Raw genomic sequence first — 14,700 nt, forward strand, 5'->3', positions numbered from 1 at the left:
TTCCTTACCCTTTCACTGTGGCTTGGTAATATTCGCAATCAACGTTGAGCACATTTGGAAGCATGCCAACGTTTAGTCGAGTTTTGATGTGTGATGTTGAATACTGCGCTTCTACGTTCTTGCTTCGCGCGGCCAAAGGCATTTCTACATAACTGGTGTATTGATAACGACGGCAGGTTCTGCCGTACTGTCTGATTACTGTATCTAGCAGCTTAGGAACGTTGGTTAAATCGCCGTCTCTGATTTTTAGGCTGATTACATCCCAAGGCACATTGGCTAAACGTTCGTCTTGTCCAATATGCGGATAACCCAACTTGGCGAACATATCTTCCCAACCTGCAATCGAACCCGCATCACGTGCAAAGCCGTAGGCATGCGCCACACGGATTCGAAATAACTCTTCCGGCTCTTGCCCTAGTCGTTCTATTTCACGTTGCCAAGCAAGGATATTCACTAGTGCCATTGGTGCGGTGAGTGGGTCATGCTGTTGCAATGGCATTTCAAATGCTGCCTTTACATGTCCCCAATAGTTGCGCATAGCTCGGGCGAACTTTGCCAGCTCGCCTCTACCCATCCAGTAACGCAGCTTTATCTCAGGAATGTTCAATCGACACCTCCAACGTATTAATGCGCGGCACGGTCAGATTGTTGATGATGTCAGCGTTATCAAATTCGAGTGATTCAATCTCTGAGAACTGGGCGTGTAGCTCTTTTCCTAAGCGAGAGAAACTGAATCGAAGCACCGGATTGGTCACCGTTGGCGAGTAGTCCGTGTTTTGTCGGAATGCTGCTCCGATGAATTGCTCCACCTTCACTCGTAACGCTTCGCGGTCTTCCATCGTCAAAGAACGCTGCGGCCAAACTCGGCAGGTAATATCGTGAGTGGTTTCTGGCATCGCTAAAACTTGCAGATCATCACCGTGACCGTGTTGCCCTTCAATGCGAATGTACTCATTCAAATCGGCAAGCATGTCGGATGAAGGCTCACCCGTATCGAGAAGAATTAACGCGTTGGCGGTACCTGGACCACGCGGGGCGTTATGCTCAAAATACACGTTGTCGTCATTGATGCCTGCGCGACTGGTAAGCAGCGAGCGATAAGCCGCATCAATATGCCATCGTGCAACCGCGCTCCATTGGTTACGAACACGTAAACGAAGTTCATCATTGCTTTCTTTATCCGAACCCGCCTCGTTCAACCATTCTGCAGGGTTGGTCACCGCACCAATGCCCGGTATCGCCGTTGGCAAAATGTGGTAGTAACCTTCGCCTAGGTTGTAGCCTGCGCCTTCGTTTTCGGCTTCCACCTCTGCCATCACCATGGTTTCGTTTTCTGGCATCGTGGTATCAGCAAGCACTCTCACACGGTAGATGGTGCCGTTAATTGGTTCGGTCTGAATCCAAGTATCTTTCGGAATAACCAGAGCAGGGCCTTTCGACGCAGAGCGCTGAAACGCGATCATGCCTTTGGCTTTCGTCGCGCCTTTTCGAGTGAGTTTGCATTGCCATGCCAGCAGGTCGAGCCATTGGTCAACCGCCGTTGCAACAAACATGTTTGGTAAAACATAGCCAACCAACAGAGTGTTAATCAGCCACAAAGTCACGCTAACCACGGTTGATTCTATGAGGCGCCAGAAAGGAGAAAACGGTGAGTCGTTAGAAATGATGCATTCTTCTTTGTTCATCTCTTCCTTGAGCACTTTCTTCCAACCGGCTTGATCGGTTGGAATACCGGATTGCTTCACCAGTTCGGAATAATCTGGTTTTGGAATATCAGTCATTAACGCTCTCCGTTGTTCACTATTTCAAATTGCATGTCACCAAAATCAATGGTGGTTGCGAACACGTAAATCGTGCCTTCGGTTGGTTCTTCCAAACGCACGGTACCTGGTACCAGTCGAACGTCCTCTTCAACGAGCAATTCCAACTTGGTGCGAATATCTGCTTTCTTTGATGGGCTTCGCTCAGCGATTAAATCCACCGCTAAGTTGCTCTCAATAATGGCGTGTTTGATGTCTTGGGCGATCACTGCTCGGTCTTGAATCAAGATAGGGTTTCGACCTGCATCGAGCACCACATCACCGTTCTCAATCAAAATATCTTGGTACTTGTATTCCGCCATTAGCCTGCCGCCATCTCTAATTCAGTCGCCATGTCTTGTGGGCTACTCATGTACGTTGGATAAATCGACACACCGCCGTAGTTGGTTGAGCTCGTCTGGTAATTGGCGATGTTCTTCGCCGCGCCACCTGGTTGAACTTGAAGACGGGGCGAAGCGTTATTCATTGATGATGATTTCACTTGTAGGTCTTCGTCACTGCCAATACCTGGTATCCAATCAACAAGCCCTTTTACGGACTCCCAAATACCCGCAAGGCTTTCGGTAATCCAATTGAACACACCTGCAAACATGTCTTTCATTGAGTTCGCCATATCACCGATGAAGGCAAAACCGCTCGTGTCGGTAAAACCGCTCATTACCCATTGCCAACCAGCTTTCAGGAACTGGAATAGGGTTTGGAATGGCAGCATGATAAGAGCAAGCGCACTTTCGATGATTTGGAACCATGTTGTGTCGCCGAACGATGCTTTCAGATCATCCCAGTAGTAAATCAGTGCGCCCACTGCGGCGATGGCTGCGACAACGGCACCAACCACTAAACCGATTGGGTTCGCCATCATTGCGATGTTTGCTGCCAACATTGCCACTTTGAACGCTTTCAAAATGCTGTTCACACCCGCGACCGCCAAGCCGTAACCTTTAGTGACTAGGATGTACGAAGCCATAGCTTGCTTACCGATACCCACTGCCATCGTGAGCAGGCCGTTAATCGCAACAAAGCTAAGAAGCGTGATTCCGGCATAGCCAATCCATTTGGTGATATTTGGGAACAGTTGAGTCCACTCAACAATTTCTTGAGCACCGTCAGCAAGGGAAGATAGCAACGGCACTAGTGATGGTAATAACGCACTACCAATTGCGGCACGAATAGCAAACATACCTTGCTCCATCCGTTGCCATTGGTCTGTCATAGTAGCTGCCATATCTGACGCAGCATCTAATCCTTTGACTTGTTTAAGTGCATCTAGACTACTGCCGAATTCATCAGCTCGATTGACGAGGTTGGTTAACATCAATGCTCCGTCACCCAATCCCGCTTCATCGAGTAAAGTTCGAGCCTCTGTGCCAGAAAGTCCCTCAAGCAATGGCGCTAAGTTTTTTAAAACCTGCTGCATTGGCAGTAATTGCCCGTTTGATCCGACTAGCGAAACGCCCAACTTATCTTGCGCAGACACTGCATTTTCAAGGAAGTTGGTGTATTGAGTGACCGCATCACCATCAGACATTTGCCCTTTCAGCATGCCAAACACAGCGAACTGTTCTTCAAGGCTAACGCCCAAGGTTGATGTCAAAGAGTGCATACCATCAACCATGCCTTCTATGGCATCCATTTCGACACCATAAAGCTGTTTTGCTGTTGCTGTCATACCTGCAACTTTTGCAGCCCAAACATCAACACCCATCGCATCTGCTTGGGTTTTATAGTTGCCGTAAAGGTTTTTGAGGAATCGGGTTGTGGTTTCCGCATCCGATTTCATCGCGACCGCCAGTGTTGCACTGGAACGAGTAACGCTTGCCATCACATCGGCTGGCATTTCGCCCATGGCATTCTTGATGCCCTCTGAATGTCGGATCACTTCAATGGCACTTTGACCATACTCAGCACTGAAATTTAGCGCGGTTTTAGCAATTGCCTTTAATGCATCATCAGCCACACCGAGTGATTTCACTTCACCAAGTGCGCGGTCCATTTCAATGGCAGGCATCAATGCACTTTGTAGGGCAAAACCTGCACCTGCTACCCCTGCCGCACCTGCAACCATGGTATGAGTGCCATCACGATACGTGTTAGCCACATCGGTCAAGTTGCGTTGAATGTTGCCCAGAGGTTTAGAAATCTGGTCAACAAGTCCAACTGTGAATCTGAGTGCTTCTGGTAGCATTGATGTTTCCTTTTGCCCAATAAAGCTAACCGCTAAATGCTTTTGCTACGCCATTTGCTGTGGCGATTTGCATGCCTTTCCAATACTGCTGTTCTAACCAAATCGCCCTTGCTAGGTTCTCTTCGCTGTCTGTCTCGCCTGGCAACCACTTGCGTCGCAAAGCAAGCATTTGTTCGAGCTCGTTGGAATCCATAGCCCGAACAAGGGCGTCTATTTTTTTACTTTAATTTGCAGCTTCGGCGTGTATTCCTTCAGAACTTCCCCAACGATTTGAAGTGCTGCGCCTGGGTTACCTTTGGTTAGGTCACGGAAGTCGTCTTTGCTTTCGTCCGTTACCGTATTCATCAGGAAGTTGTGAGCAGAGTTAACGATTTCGCCTTTAGCAACTTCACTCATGTAGTCGCTGTATTCCGCTTCTGTTGGTGCAAAGTGAAGTTCTAGATCATCACCGATGGTTAAAACGATTGTTTTCATGCTGCTTCTCGCTCTTTCTTATCTAACTTGGCTTCTAGGCGGTCGAATCGACCGTCCATAGATTCTTTAATGTCGTCTACGGCTTCGCGTAGTTCGTGCTTTGTGGCGTACTTTTCTGCGACATCGCCACGCAGTCGCTCAGTGGCTAGCTCATTGGCATGGATACGACGGTCATGGTCTTGTGAGGTGCTTTGCCCTTTATCCGTTCTGCCGAAAACCACATTGATGATGGCGATAAACAATGCAACGGTTGCCACAATCGCCGATACCCATGATGAATCCATTGCTATTCCTTCTGAGGGACTTCTTTCAAGCGCTTGCCTTGTAGCGCCGCGATAATGTCGTCAACCGTGTCTTGAAGAACATCGTTCGTGCTTAGACCTTTCAAGGTTTCCAAGCCCCACACCACAAGTCGAGTTGCGAAGCGTTCAAGGATGATTGTCCAACTGATTTGAAAGACGAGGCCTTTCAACACTTCGAGTAGGGTTTTGCCCACAATGCCAACAAGGAAATTCATGCTGCTTCTCCGATCAAGGATTGATATGCCAACAGGTAATCTTGTTCCGTTGCTTTACCTGCACTTGTGTTCCAGTACTTCTTCGCGTACCGCGCTAAACCTTCTAGGTCATCGGCATCGGGTAGCACTTCTGGGAATCGAATCAAGTTAAGCCGCGCCGCCGCTACCGCAAACTGAGGTGAGATCACCATGTAACGCGCATCTAAGCCGTCAATTGGTGCAAACATCTCCAATGCATCGAGCAAATGCGGTCGACCTTTTCCGAGCCACTCAATAAGCCAATTGAACGTTGCTGGCTCCATTTGGGTGAAACCTAACGCTGGACCACGGACTTGTTTTGAGTAAGTAAACTTTCCAGACTCATGAGCAATAATCATCAAGATCAGATTGATTGCTGCTTGAGTGTTGAGTTTGCCTTTACCACCGGATGCCATATCCAGATGGTCAAGGACTGGTTTGATGATGTGCTCAATAAAGAGCTTCGCTAAGTTCATCGTTTCATTCGCTCCAATTCGCTTTGACACTGGGTGCAGTACTTGCAACCTGGTACTTTTTGGCGGCGTTCTTCTGGGATTGGGTCGCCACATTCGCCGCATTCATGTGCGCTTTCCCGTTGTTCAATTCGCTTCGCCCCTGCCAATTGGTTGGCAAGCGCCATTTCAGTGAATTTGGCTTCAACACCGCAGGCATGGTCGATAACATCTGCCATCGTTCCCCCTGCTTAGTTCGTTAGGTCTTCGGTTTCGTCTTCTCGTAGGTAAGGAGTACCGTTGATGTTGACAAAATCAGGACTGGTCACGTCAAAAGGCAGTTTGTGAAGCAATGCGCTGCCACCGTTGGTGTCGATATCAAGCAGGTCAGAAATCTTGATGCGACAGCCGAACGCTTCCACCTTCAATTCGTCTTTATCAATTTTTCCGTAGAACAGAGCATCAAAGGCAGGAAGACCGCGCCAAGAACCGGCTTGTTTTGCTGCTTTGCTCAACTGGTTGAACTGCTGCGTTGTCAGCTCCATTTCGCCACTGGCTTCTACATCCCCATCGACATAGCCATCAGGCACACCGCCCGTTTTGTTTACCGCTGAGTTGTCCGTGATGGACAACGTCACCTTGTTTGCTTTGAGCTTGTAATCACCCAAAGAGAAATGCATGTTCTTGCCAGAAATACGCATGCTCATGGATTACGCCTCCGTATCTGCTGCGTTGCTTAGGTCTAACGCGATGTTGACGACAATGTGTTTCGGGCAGTTGTGAGGGCGAACCATCAAACCGATCACCACTTTGGTTTTGGTCATCCACTGGATGGTGACGTCTTCGTCTCGTGGCTTCATGATTTCACCAGGGAAGGTGATACCCGCGATCTCTGTACCTTTGGACATTTCACGCATATCCGTGCGGAAATAGGTGCGGTTCAACTCAATGCTTGCAGGCGTCGAGTTAAGGATTCGGTCAGCAATACGACGAATCGCCTTAATGCGCACACGACGGTTGAGTTTGTGAACTGGGCGAACGTATTCGAGGTATTGATAATCGCCGCCTTTTGCTTCTAGCGTGGTGGCGTCTGTCCAATAAATACCTTCTAGATCGGCATACCATTGCGGCAGTGAGTAACGTGCTTCGGCTAACGTGCCAATAGTGCTCATTTCTAGGGCTTTGCCTGCGCTGTCCGTGGGCATGCCACCCAAATCAAGCACACTGCCAGTCGCCACACGCATTGGGCTATCAGCAACCGTTACGCTGCGGTCACAAAGTCGACCAGCAAGCACACCAACGTTGTTACCGTTGAGTTGAGGAACCGGAGTCACCAAGTTTGCAGCAACATCTTTCACCAAGGTGATCATGGTGGTTTCATACTCTGCCCACGTTTGCGCGCCTTCACCTTCTGCAACAATGCCCGGACACGCAGCAAGGAAGAACACCCAACGACCTAGTTTGCTTGTCAGCTCTGTGGCTTTGGATTGCATATCAGTGAACTGAGTTTTATCCGTAACTGGGTCACAGATGGCAATACCTTCGAACGAATCGGTCAGGTTTGCTAAGTCCACGGCAGCTTGCCAAGTATCGTCAGCCGCTAAACCAACAATCGCACCTGTCCAGTTTTGCTTACCGTTGATTTGGGCCGCTTTCACGTTTTGACCAAGTGCATCGTCCGCAACGACTTCGTCAAGGTTGGTCATGTTATTGATGCGGGTCACTTTGCCTTGCAGTTCGGCTTTATCAGTGCGCCCAATGAAAAGCACATGGCGTTCAATCTCTGGGATGCCGCCTTGTCCTAAATTGAGGTTGTTAACCTCTACCTTTCCGGTTGCCATTGGTTATGTCCTCTGTCGTGGTTATTTCTTCACACGCGCTTTTTCGATGTTTTTGATAAGCTTTTCTCGCACTTTGACGGCTTTAGTTCCCAACATTTGACGCTGAGGAGTTTTCACCTTCCAAGACTGCTTACCTTTACTCTTACCCGTTCTCATCATTCGAATAATGAGTCCTGCTTGCCCCAACGTAAGACGCTTCTCAAGGTTTCTAACACTCGGTTTATTCCACCCTTTACCGTCTTTACGCCTCACTCGATAACCAAGACGCCTTAGCGCAATTGCTTGCTTTTTCGTGCAAGGCGCACCGTAATCAGGCTCACCTCGGCGCTTAGTCTGTTCTTTGATGTGTTCTCTTGCGGTAACGGTCTGTGTCATACCTTGTTGATGAACACTGGCTTTTCTCGCTTTTTTCTTTATGTCCCAAGTCAAATCGAGCACGGTCGAATCATGCAGAACATAAGGCTCCATCCCGTTTTGAAACGAAGTAAGAACCGCACCTTCACCTTTTTTCCGCTGCTCAAATTTGATGTTGTCGATGTCTTTTTGGCGACGAAGGCGACTTCTCGTCATTCTTCGTTCCCAACGCCCCAAGTCTTTGAGTATCCAAGTGCGTTTTTTCTTTGATAGCATCAGCGCTTCAAGTGCTTTCGAAGCGTTGATTGCATCTTCACCGACAACTTCAATTCTCATTGCTCAGCTCGTACTCTTCAGCCACATCAATTGGCACAGCTTGAACTCGATACTTTTTGTTGCGCCAAGTAATCAAACCTTGCTCATCAGGAATCATTTCGATGGGTTCCATCATTTCGATTTCGATCAGAACATCTGCGCTTTCTTCGTTAATCACATCTACTGTGATTTCAGGATCATCCAGTTCGTGAATATCCCTTTCTCTGTCATAGTCAGCGAGCCAACACGCAAGCAACGCGAACACGTTTCGAGGGTCTAACAAGCGGTGAGGAAACTCTTCAATCGAGATGATTGCTTCATATCGCCAATAAGCGGCGATGTGACCGCCATTGCCTCGGTCTTCACCATCTACAACAATTGCTGCCCTCTCTTGCCAAGCTTCTATCTTGTTATCAAGTACGCTTGAATTGAGGTGGCTAACGATGTAATCCGTTAGGTGTTCAAGCTTGGTTTTGTTGTAAGTGGTATCGCTCATAGTGATTCAATCCCGTTAGAACTCAGCCCAAGTAATTCACGCACATCACGAGTGCTTTGTGCGAGAAAACGTGCCTCTTGTTCCGGTTCATCCGTTGCCACGCTTTCGCCTTCTTTGCGGCGGTCTTGCGTGGCGAACTCTTTAATCAACTCAGCGTGTGCACGACCGTAAACCGCTCGCTTGTACAACAGGGCTTTAGCGCCACTGAATGTCGGTATTTCGCCGTTTTCGATCAGGCTATCCAATCGACCTTGGATGTTTAGCGCGGCGATGGACACCGCATAAGCCAGTGAATCGTTATCGAACGTATGAGGAATGCGGCGCAGCTTGCGGAACTCATCGGTGGATAAATCCACCCAACCTTCACCTGGTATGGTGGTATTTGGTGCGCTGTTAACTTTGCCGCCAAAACTCATAACGTTTCCTTAGCTCTTTCTGAATTAGGGCACCTCTAGCCACTGGGTCGACGGTTTAGAATGAACCACGCAGGTTATTCCAACCTCGCCAGCCGAGGTGCGGTGGCGTAGGAGTCTGTCTATAGACAAACGCTATAAATTTTTGCCTTCTGCGAGTGCATTAAGTCGCATCTCGATTTGCTTGATTTTGGTTTGAACACCAATTTTGTCGTGCTTTTCATGGGCAATTTCGAGCAGCTTTTTCGCCTTCTCTAATTGCTCTGAGTCACCGATTTGGCTTGGTTGTGGATCACCTTTTTCATTAAGTAGCAACCCGTAACCCGCAAACTTGTACCATTTGGCTTCAAGCTTCTCTGGCAACTTCCACTCTTTGTCGATTTTCTCGAACACTTGAGAGAAGTACGGCTCAATCGAGTGTCCATTAGGTAGTTGGCTTTCTGCCCATTCGAGGACAAAGTCACCACATACCACCGCCCAACTCGAACGTTTGAAGTTCTCCGGCGTTGGTAAGTCCAACTCGATGGCTTTGAATAGCCAATCAATCGCGGTTTCAAGGTCTTTGGTATCAAACAACCAAATAATCAAATCCGTGAAAATTGGGTTTTGATAACTTTCCCCTGCCGCCAAGTACTTCTCTGCGACTTCTTTGTATTTCGGGATCAATACGTCACGCTTGTAGTTGACCTTTTCCGAAATCTGAACGAAGTCTTTCAACTTAAGTTTGTCTTGCTCAAACTCGATTAAGCGCAAGTGCAAACTGTCTGGGCTTGGCACAGTGGCAGCGATTGCCACTGTGTTTTGCTTTTCAGCCATCGCCAACTTATGGCGCATTGCAGGGGATAAGTTCATGCTTTACCTACTCAACTACAGGCTTCGGACCAATATGGACTTTTTCTGGGTTGTAAGCGGCGAACGCTTCCAACACACCCACTGCGTAACCTTCCATTCGCCAGTATGAGTTCTCGTACTGCTTACGGTCTTCTTCGTGCTTCGCTTTACGCTGCGCGGTACCGTGCTGCGTTAGCACTTGAAGGTTTGCAGGAATCGTCACAACCATTGCGTTGTCTGGCATAAATGGCGGAACGTAGGCCGGGCGACCAGCGATCGTTTTATCCACTTTTTGCGCCGCGATTTGCTCACTTGGTTTATCAGCAGCGTCATACAGTTTGTATTGCGCAGCAGAAATCAAACCAGAGCCAACGAATACCGTTAAGCGAGGGTCATTGCGATACATTGGGTGAATCTGGTTGTTGATGATGTCAGACGCCATCGCATCCAGTGTTTTGTAATCGCCGTTTGCATCGAAATACACATCAACATCAACGATTTGAGCTGCTTTGCGAGTCTTCACAAAGTGATACCAACCTTCGTTAACATCTTGGCCTAGTGGGTTAGCTTCTGGGTCAGTTGTTGCTTCGGCAGACACACCGTTCCAACCAATACGCATAATGTCTAGCGCATACATTTGGTTAGAGAACTGCGATACCAGCTTCATAAACAGATCACGACCGCCTTGGTTTGCCCACTGACATAGCATTGCCCACGTGATAGCTGCACATGAGTCGGTTTCTGCTAGTTTGAACTTGTGACCGCCAACACCGATTTGTTTTTGGAAGCGACCGCCAGCCTTACGACCCGTATACAAGCCGCTCACACCCACATCAACCACTTGACCTTCGATTTGGTCAACGGTGGTAACAGTGATCATTTTTAGAAACTCGGCAGACTCGGAAATCGCTGCACGGAGTTTGGTTTCTAGCTGTGGCGAGACGTTGAACAACTGCTCGACGCTTGTAACGCCATAGCTTTTCGCTAATTTCTGAGCGAAGTGGTCCATATTCTCGCGAGCTGATTGAGTAAGAATCTGCGACATTACGCGATGCTCCTGGTTAGTTTTTCAAGCGCCTGTGGTTAAACAGGCATGTAATCGTCACCCGCAGGCGCAGGATCAGGACGTTGGTCTGGTACTTCCTGGCTCAGTTGGTTGAACTTCTCTTCCAACTCACCTTGCTTAGTCGCAATGCCTTCAAGTTGCTCACTTAGTGTCGAAAACTGCTCCGGTGTTAAACCTTCCGGCTTTGGGTTGCTTTCGTCATCTTCTGGCGCTTCGGGCGTATTTTTACCAAACGTGTTGAACTTCTCTTCAAGTTCATTTTGCTTGCTGCCGATGCCTTCAATTGCCGACATCACTTTGGCGAACTGCTCTTTGTTCATTGGTTCTTCATCCTCTGGTTGAGGTGTTACTGATTGTTCTGGCTCATGCTCAGAACTAAAGATGTGGTTACAAAACGAGTAGAAACGCTCGAAACGTGTTAAGCACTGAGAAAAATCGACCTCTTCTAATGCGTCAGATTCCAAAGTCGTTTCTTGCCCATTACTAGAGCGTGAGAATTTGAGTAGCGTTGTACCTGTAGAGGCTGGGGAGTCAGTCACAGCTAGACCTTCAAGATAACAACGCCCCTCACCCTTGTAGTCGGGATTTGGTTCGATAGAAGTGAATAGCTTCTGACCTTCCTTGTTTGCTTCTAGCAAAAATTGGTTAGGTGTTAGCTTGGCGAACAAACGAAGTTTGCCGTCTTTCTCTTCTGCTTTTAGCTCTTCAACAATGCCCCAGTTTTTGCCTTTGTATTGCGTCCAATCACTGCGGTAGTGTTCCGGCCAAATTAAAGCTGTGTATTCTTCTTTCGAATACTGCTCCGCCATATCTTCAATCCAAGATGCGGCGATTTTTCTTCCGTCTACTGTGTTGCCTTCTGTGGCAACCACTACCCAATCACTGGTTTTTGGCATGTGGTAACACTCTTACTGGTTAATGCGAAATTGCCTTTAGATGCCGCAACAATACGCCCAAGTTTTTAGGCTTTCAGCAACTTGTGTTCGGGTGAATTCGGATATTTGAAAAACTGGAAAAGGAAGGAATTTTTGTAGGCGAATCAAGGTGTTTTCGGGGCGTATCATTCGCTTATGGCATATTCTCCCGAAATCAGACAAGCCGCCCGCGCCCTCTATTTGAAGGCATGGACGCCACGTGAAATCGCCGACGAACTGAACCTCAATAACGATCGCATCATCTACTATTGGGCGGATAAGTTTGGTTGGCGTGATATGTTGCGTGAACAAACGATTGATGAAGCTATCGCGAATCGTATCCAAACCTTGCTTGAGATTGAAAACCCAAGCAAACCACAATTGGATATGCTCGATCGGCTGATTGACCATCACGTCAAACTTAAGAAACTCCGCGCCTCTGAAACGCCAAAACCTGCCGCCAATCCGTCTGAAAAAGGCAACAACGCCAAACAAGCTAAAGACGATTCAAACAGCAATAGCAGCTCTGGTAAGTCGAAGAAGAAAGGAAAGAATGATGTCAGCGAGATCACCGAAGAGTGTTTCAAGCTTTGGCATGACTCTTTGTTTAAATACCAGGTGGTTATGCGTAACAACCTGCATCAGCGTATTCGTAACATTCTTAAATCTCGCCAAGTTGGTGCTACTTACTATTTCAGTGGTGAAGCGCTAGAAAACGCCATCCTTACTGGTGACAACCAAATCTTCTTATCCGCTTCTCGCGCACAAGCAGAGGTATTTCGTCGTTACATCATCTCGCTAGCCAAGGAGTTCTTAAACCTTGAACTGCAAGGCAACCCGATCACCTTATCGAACGGGGCTGAACTTCACTTCCTTTCTACCAACGGCAAAACGGCGCAGAGTTACCACGGTCACGTTTATGTCGATGAATACTTTTGGATTGGTAAGTTTGACGAGCTGAACAAAGTTGCATCGGCAATGGCGACACATAAGAAGTGGCGCAAAACCTACTTCTCTACACCATCCACCAAAATGCACCCCGCTTATCCATTCTGGACGGGTGACAAATGGCGTGAGGGTAAAGACACACGCAAGAATATCGAGTTCCCGACATTCGAAGATTACCGCAAGGGCGGTCGTTTATGTCCCGATAAACAATGGCGTTACGTAGTCACCATTGAAGATGCCGCCGCAGGTGGTTGTGACTTGTTTGATATTGACGAACTGCGCGAAGAGTACAGTGAAACCGACTTCAACAACCTCTTCATGTGTATTTTCGTTGACGGTGCCAGCTCCATCTTTGAATTCAACAAGATTCAAAAGTGCATGGTGGATTCCTCTATTTGGCAAGACTACGACGTCAAGAAAGCGCGACCATTTGGTAGCCGAGAGGTATGGCTAGGTTATGACCCATCACGGACCCGAGACAATGCCGTGTTGATGGTCGTCGCTCCTCCAATAGTTGCCGTGGAGAAATTCCGCATACTGGAAAAACACAATTGGCGTGGTTTGAGCTTCCAACATCAAGCCAATGAGATCAGCAAAGTCTTCAAACGCTTCAATGTGACTTACCTCGGGATTGATATCACAGGCATTGGTGCAGGTGTTTACGACCTACTGTACAACAAGCACCCACGCGAAACCGTGGCCATTCATTATTCCAACGAAAACAAAAACCGCTTGGTGATGAAGATGATTGATGTGATTGACGGTAACCGTTTGCAGTTTGACGCAAACATGAAAGAAACCGCCATGTCATTTATGGCAATCAAACGCACATCGACCAACAGCGGCAACATGATGACGTTCAAAGCAGACCGAAGCGAGTTGGTTGGTCATGCCGATGACTTCTGGGCATTGTCTCACGCACTCATTAACGAACCTCTCGACCACAGTACTAAACGCAAATCGCGTTGGTCATTCTCCGCAGAACAAGGGCAATTAGCAGCATGACAGAGCAAATGATTCAAACCGAAACGGCAGATACGCCAACCGAACCAAAATCGGTATATAGTTTCGACCCGACTCCCGAACCTGTTGATACCAACAGTTGGATGACCCGCTACTGTGAGTTGGTCTACAACGATATGGAAGACTACTGGGAAACACCAATCTCACTCAAAGGCTTGGCTGATATTGCCAATGCCAATGGCTATCACGGCTCATTGCTCAAAGCACGAGCAAACTATGTCGCCGGACGTTTCTCGCAAGGTGGGGCGATGTCCATGTTCTTAATGAATAACGCTACGTGGGATTACTTCGGTTTAGGGATGGCGGCGTTTGTTAAACTGCGAAATCACTTTAAGAAGGTGATTGGTTTACACCCATTGCCAATGGTACACATGCGAAAGCGCAGAAACGGTGATTTTGTCCAGCTCCTTAGCAATAACAAGCAAAAGGTATTCAAAGCAAAGGATGTGGTTTTCATCCCTCAGTATGACCCACAACAACAGGTGTATGGTTTACCCGATTACTTGGGCAGCATTCAAAGCAGCTTGTTAAACCGCGATGCTACACTATTTCGCCGCCGTTATTACCTGAACGGTGCGCACATGGGTTTCATTTTCTACGCAACGGACCCGAACCTGGATGAAAAAGACGAAGAAGCGTTGCGCCAAAAAATCCAGAGCTCTAAGGGCGTGGGTAATTTTCGCAGTATGTTTGTAAACATTCCAAACGGCAAAGAGAAAGGCATTCAACTGATTCCGGTTGGTGATATCGCCACAAAAGATGAGTTTGAGCGAATCAAAAACATCACAGCTCAGGATGTGTTTGTCGGCCACCGTTTCCCAACCGGTATGGGTGGCATGTTCTCCCAAACGGGCGGCACCATCCCCGACCCAATCAAGGTGAGCAATGTGTACGATAAGTATGAAGTGATTCCGGTATGTAAGCGTTTTATGGATGCAGTAAACAATGACCCAGAGATTCCACCGAACCTTCACTTGCAGTTTGATTTGACTGTTGGAGATGCTGCGTAAACTTTCGTTTTAGACTGTACAAA

20 protein-coding genes are annotated in these 14,700 nt (G+C 47.9%); 2 read left to right on the forward strand and 18 right to left on the reverse strand.

What is annotated here, in order from left to right:
* Nucleotides 1–4: 4 nt before the first annotated feature.
* From ACF8EG_RS10415 to ACF8EG_RS10500, 18 genes are all read right to left on the reverse strand, one after another.
* Nucleotides 5–607: a phage tail protein gene (locus ACF8EG_RS10415; RefSeq protein WP_052719886.1), complete on the reverse strand. Its 603-nt coding sequence runs from the start codon at nt 605–607 to the stop codon at nt 5–7.
* Complete coding sequence (locus tag ACF8EG_RS10420) at nt 594–1,781, reverse strand: baseplate J/gp47 family protein (RefSeq protein ID WP_392419431.1); 1,188 nt, start codon at nt 1,779–1,781, stop codon at nt 594–596. The genes ACF8EG_RS10415 and ACF8EG_RS10420 overlap by 14 nt, the downstream gene beginning before the upstream one ends.
* The gene (locus tag ACF8EG_RS10425) at nt 1,781–2,122 is read right to left on the reverse strand and encodes a DUF2590 family protein (RefSeq protein WP_029559262.1); all 342 of its coding nucleotides are present in this window, start codon (nt 2,120–2,122) and stop codon (nt 1,781–1,783) included. The genes ACF8EG_RS10420 and ACF8EG_RS10425 overlap by 1 nt, the downstream gene beginning before the upstream one ends.
* Nucleotides 2,122–4,005, reverse strand: a complete 1,884-nt coding sequence (locus ACF8EG_RS10430) for a phage tail tape measure protein (protein WP_392419432.1) — start codon at nt 4,003–4,005, stop codon at nt 2,122–2,124. Before ACF8EG_RS10430 ends, ACF8EG_RS10425 begins: the two co-directional genes overlap by 1 nt.
* 25 nt (nt 4,006–4,030) lie before the next feature.
* Nucleotides 4,031–4,198 (reverse strand): DUF6890 family protein, encoded by a 168-nt coding sequence (locus ACF8EG_RS10435; RefSeq protein ID WP_392419434.1) that lies wholly within the window; start codon nt 4,196–4,198, stop codon nt 4,031–4,033.
* Nucleotides 4,199–4,215: 17 nt separating this feature from the next.
* Entirely contained in the window at nt 4,216–4,479 is a 264-nt protein-coding gene (locus ACF8EG_RS10440) for a putative phage tail assembly chaperone (protein ID WP_029559264.1), read from the reverse strand.
* Complete coding sequence (locus ACF8EG_RS10445; RefSeq protein ID WP_029559265.1) at nt 4,476–4,763, reverse strand: hypothetical protein; 288 nt, start codon at nt 4,761–4,763, stop codon at nt 4,476–4,478. The genes ACF8EG_RS10440 and ACF8EG_RS10445 overlap by 4 nt, the downstream gene beginning before the upstream one ends.
* Nucleotides 4,764–4,765: 2 nt before the next feature.
* Entirely contained in the window at nt 4,766–4,996 is a 231-nt protein-coding gene (locus tag ACF8EG_RS10450) for a hypothetical protein (RefSeq protein WP_029559266.1), read from the reverse strand.
* Nucleotides 4,993–5,490, reverse strand: a complete 498-nt coding sequence (locus tag ACF8EG_RS10455) for a hypothetical protein (RefSeq protein ID WP_064376252.1) — start codon at nt 5,488–5,490, stop codon at nt 4,993–4,995. The genes ACF8EG_RS10450 and ACF8EG_RS10455 overlap by 4 nt, the downstream gene beginning before the upstream one ends.
* A complete protein-coding gene (locus tag ACF8EG_RS10460) occupies nt 5,487–5,705 on the reverse strand; it encodes a TraR/DksA C4-type zinc finger protein (RefSeq protein WP_064376253.1) in 219 nt (72 codons plus the stop codon). The genes ACF8EG_RS10455 and ACF8EG_RS10460 overlap by 4 nt, the downstream gene beginning before the upstream one ends.
* A gap of 12 nt (nt 5,706–5,717) precedes the next feature.
* A complete protein-coding gene (locus tag ACF8EG_RS10465) occupies nt 5,718–6,173 on the reverse strand; it encodes a phage protein (protein WP_053349582.1) in 456 nt (151 codons plus the stop codon).
* Between the two features lie 3 nt (nt 6,174–6,176).
* Nucleotides 6,177–7,307 (reverse strand): DUF2586 domain-containing protein, encoded by a 1,131-nt coding sequence (locus tag ACF8EG_RS10470; protein ID WP_258508110.1) that lies wholly within the window; start codon nt 7,305–7,307, stop codon nt 6,177–6,179.
* Between the two features lie 21 nt (nt 7,308–7,328).
* Complete coding sequence (locus tag ACF8EG_RS10475) at nt 7,329–7,997, reverse strand: hypothetical protein (protein WP_140374168.1); 669 nt, start codon at nt 7,995–7,997, stop codon at nt 7,329–7,331.
* Nucleotides 7,987–8,472: a phage tail protein gene (locus tag ACF8EG_RS10480; RefSeq protein ID WP_140374169.1), complete on the reverse strand. Its 486-nt coding sequence runs from the start codon at nt 8,470–8,472 to the stop codon at nt 7,987–7,989. The genes ACF8EG_RS10475 and ACF8EG_RS10480 overlap by 11 nt, the downstream gene beginning before the upstream one ends.
* Entirely contained in the window at nt 8,469–8,888 is a 420-nt protein-coding gene (locus tag ACF8EG_RS10485; RefSeq protein WP_029822509.1) for a head completion/stabilization protein, read from the reverse strand. Before ACF8EG_RS10485 ends, ACF8EG_RS10480 begins: the two co-directional genes overlap by 4 nt.
* A gap of 132 nt (nt 8,889–9,020) precedes the next feature.
* A complete protein-coding gene (locus ACF8EG_RS10490; protein ID WP_064376257.1) occupies nt 9,021–9,737 on the reverse strand; it encodes a terminase endonuclease subunit in 717 nt (238 codons plus the stop codon).
* Between the two features lie 7 nt (nt 9,738–9,744).
* Complete coding sequence (locus tag ACF8EG_RS10495; RefSeq protein WP_371845235.1) at nt 9,745–10,761, reverse strand: phage major capsid protein, P2 family; 1,017 nt, start codon at nt 10,759–10,761, stop codon at nt 9,745–9,747.
* Nucleotides 10,762–10,799: 38 nt separating this feature from the next.
* A complete protein-coding gene (locus ACF8EG_RS10500; RefSeq protein ID WP_392419437.1) occupies nt 10,800–11,678 on the reverse strand; it encodes a GPO family capsid scaffolding protein in 879 nt (292 codons plus the stop codon).
* 174 nt (nt 11,679–11,852) lie between these two features.
* On the opposite strand from ACF8EG_RS10500, the gene ACF8EG_RS10505 reads away from it, so the two are divergent.
* Entirely contained in the window at nt 11,853–13,649 is a 1,797-nt protein-coding gene (locus ACF8EG_RS10505; RefSeq protein WP_318184639.1) for a terminase large subunit domain-containing protein, read from the forward strand.
* Nucleotides 13,646–14,677, forward strand: coding sequence for a phage portal protein (locus ACF8EG_RS10510; RefSeq protein WP_392419438.1), 1,032 nt, complete (start codon nt 13,646–13,648; stop codon nt 14,675–14,677). The genes ACF8EG_RS10505 and ACF8EG_RS10510 overlap by 4 nt, the downstream gene beginning before the upstream one ends.
* Nucleotides 14,678–14,700: the final 23 nt, after the last annotated feature.

Origin of the sequence: Vibrio sp. YQ_11 (assembly GCF_043103065.1) — a bacterium.
GTDB lineage: Bacteria > Pseudomonadota > Gammaproteobacteria > Enterobacterales > Vibrionaceae > Vibrio > Vibrio parahaemolyticus.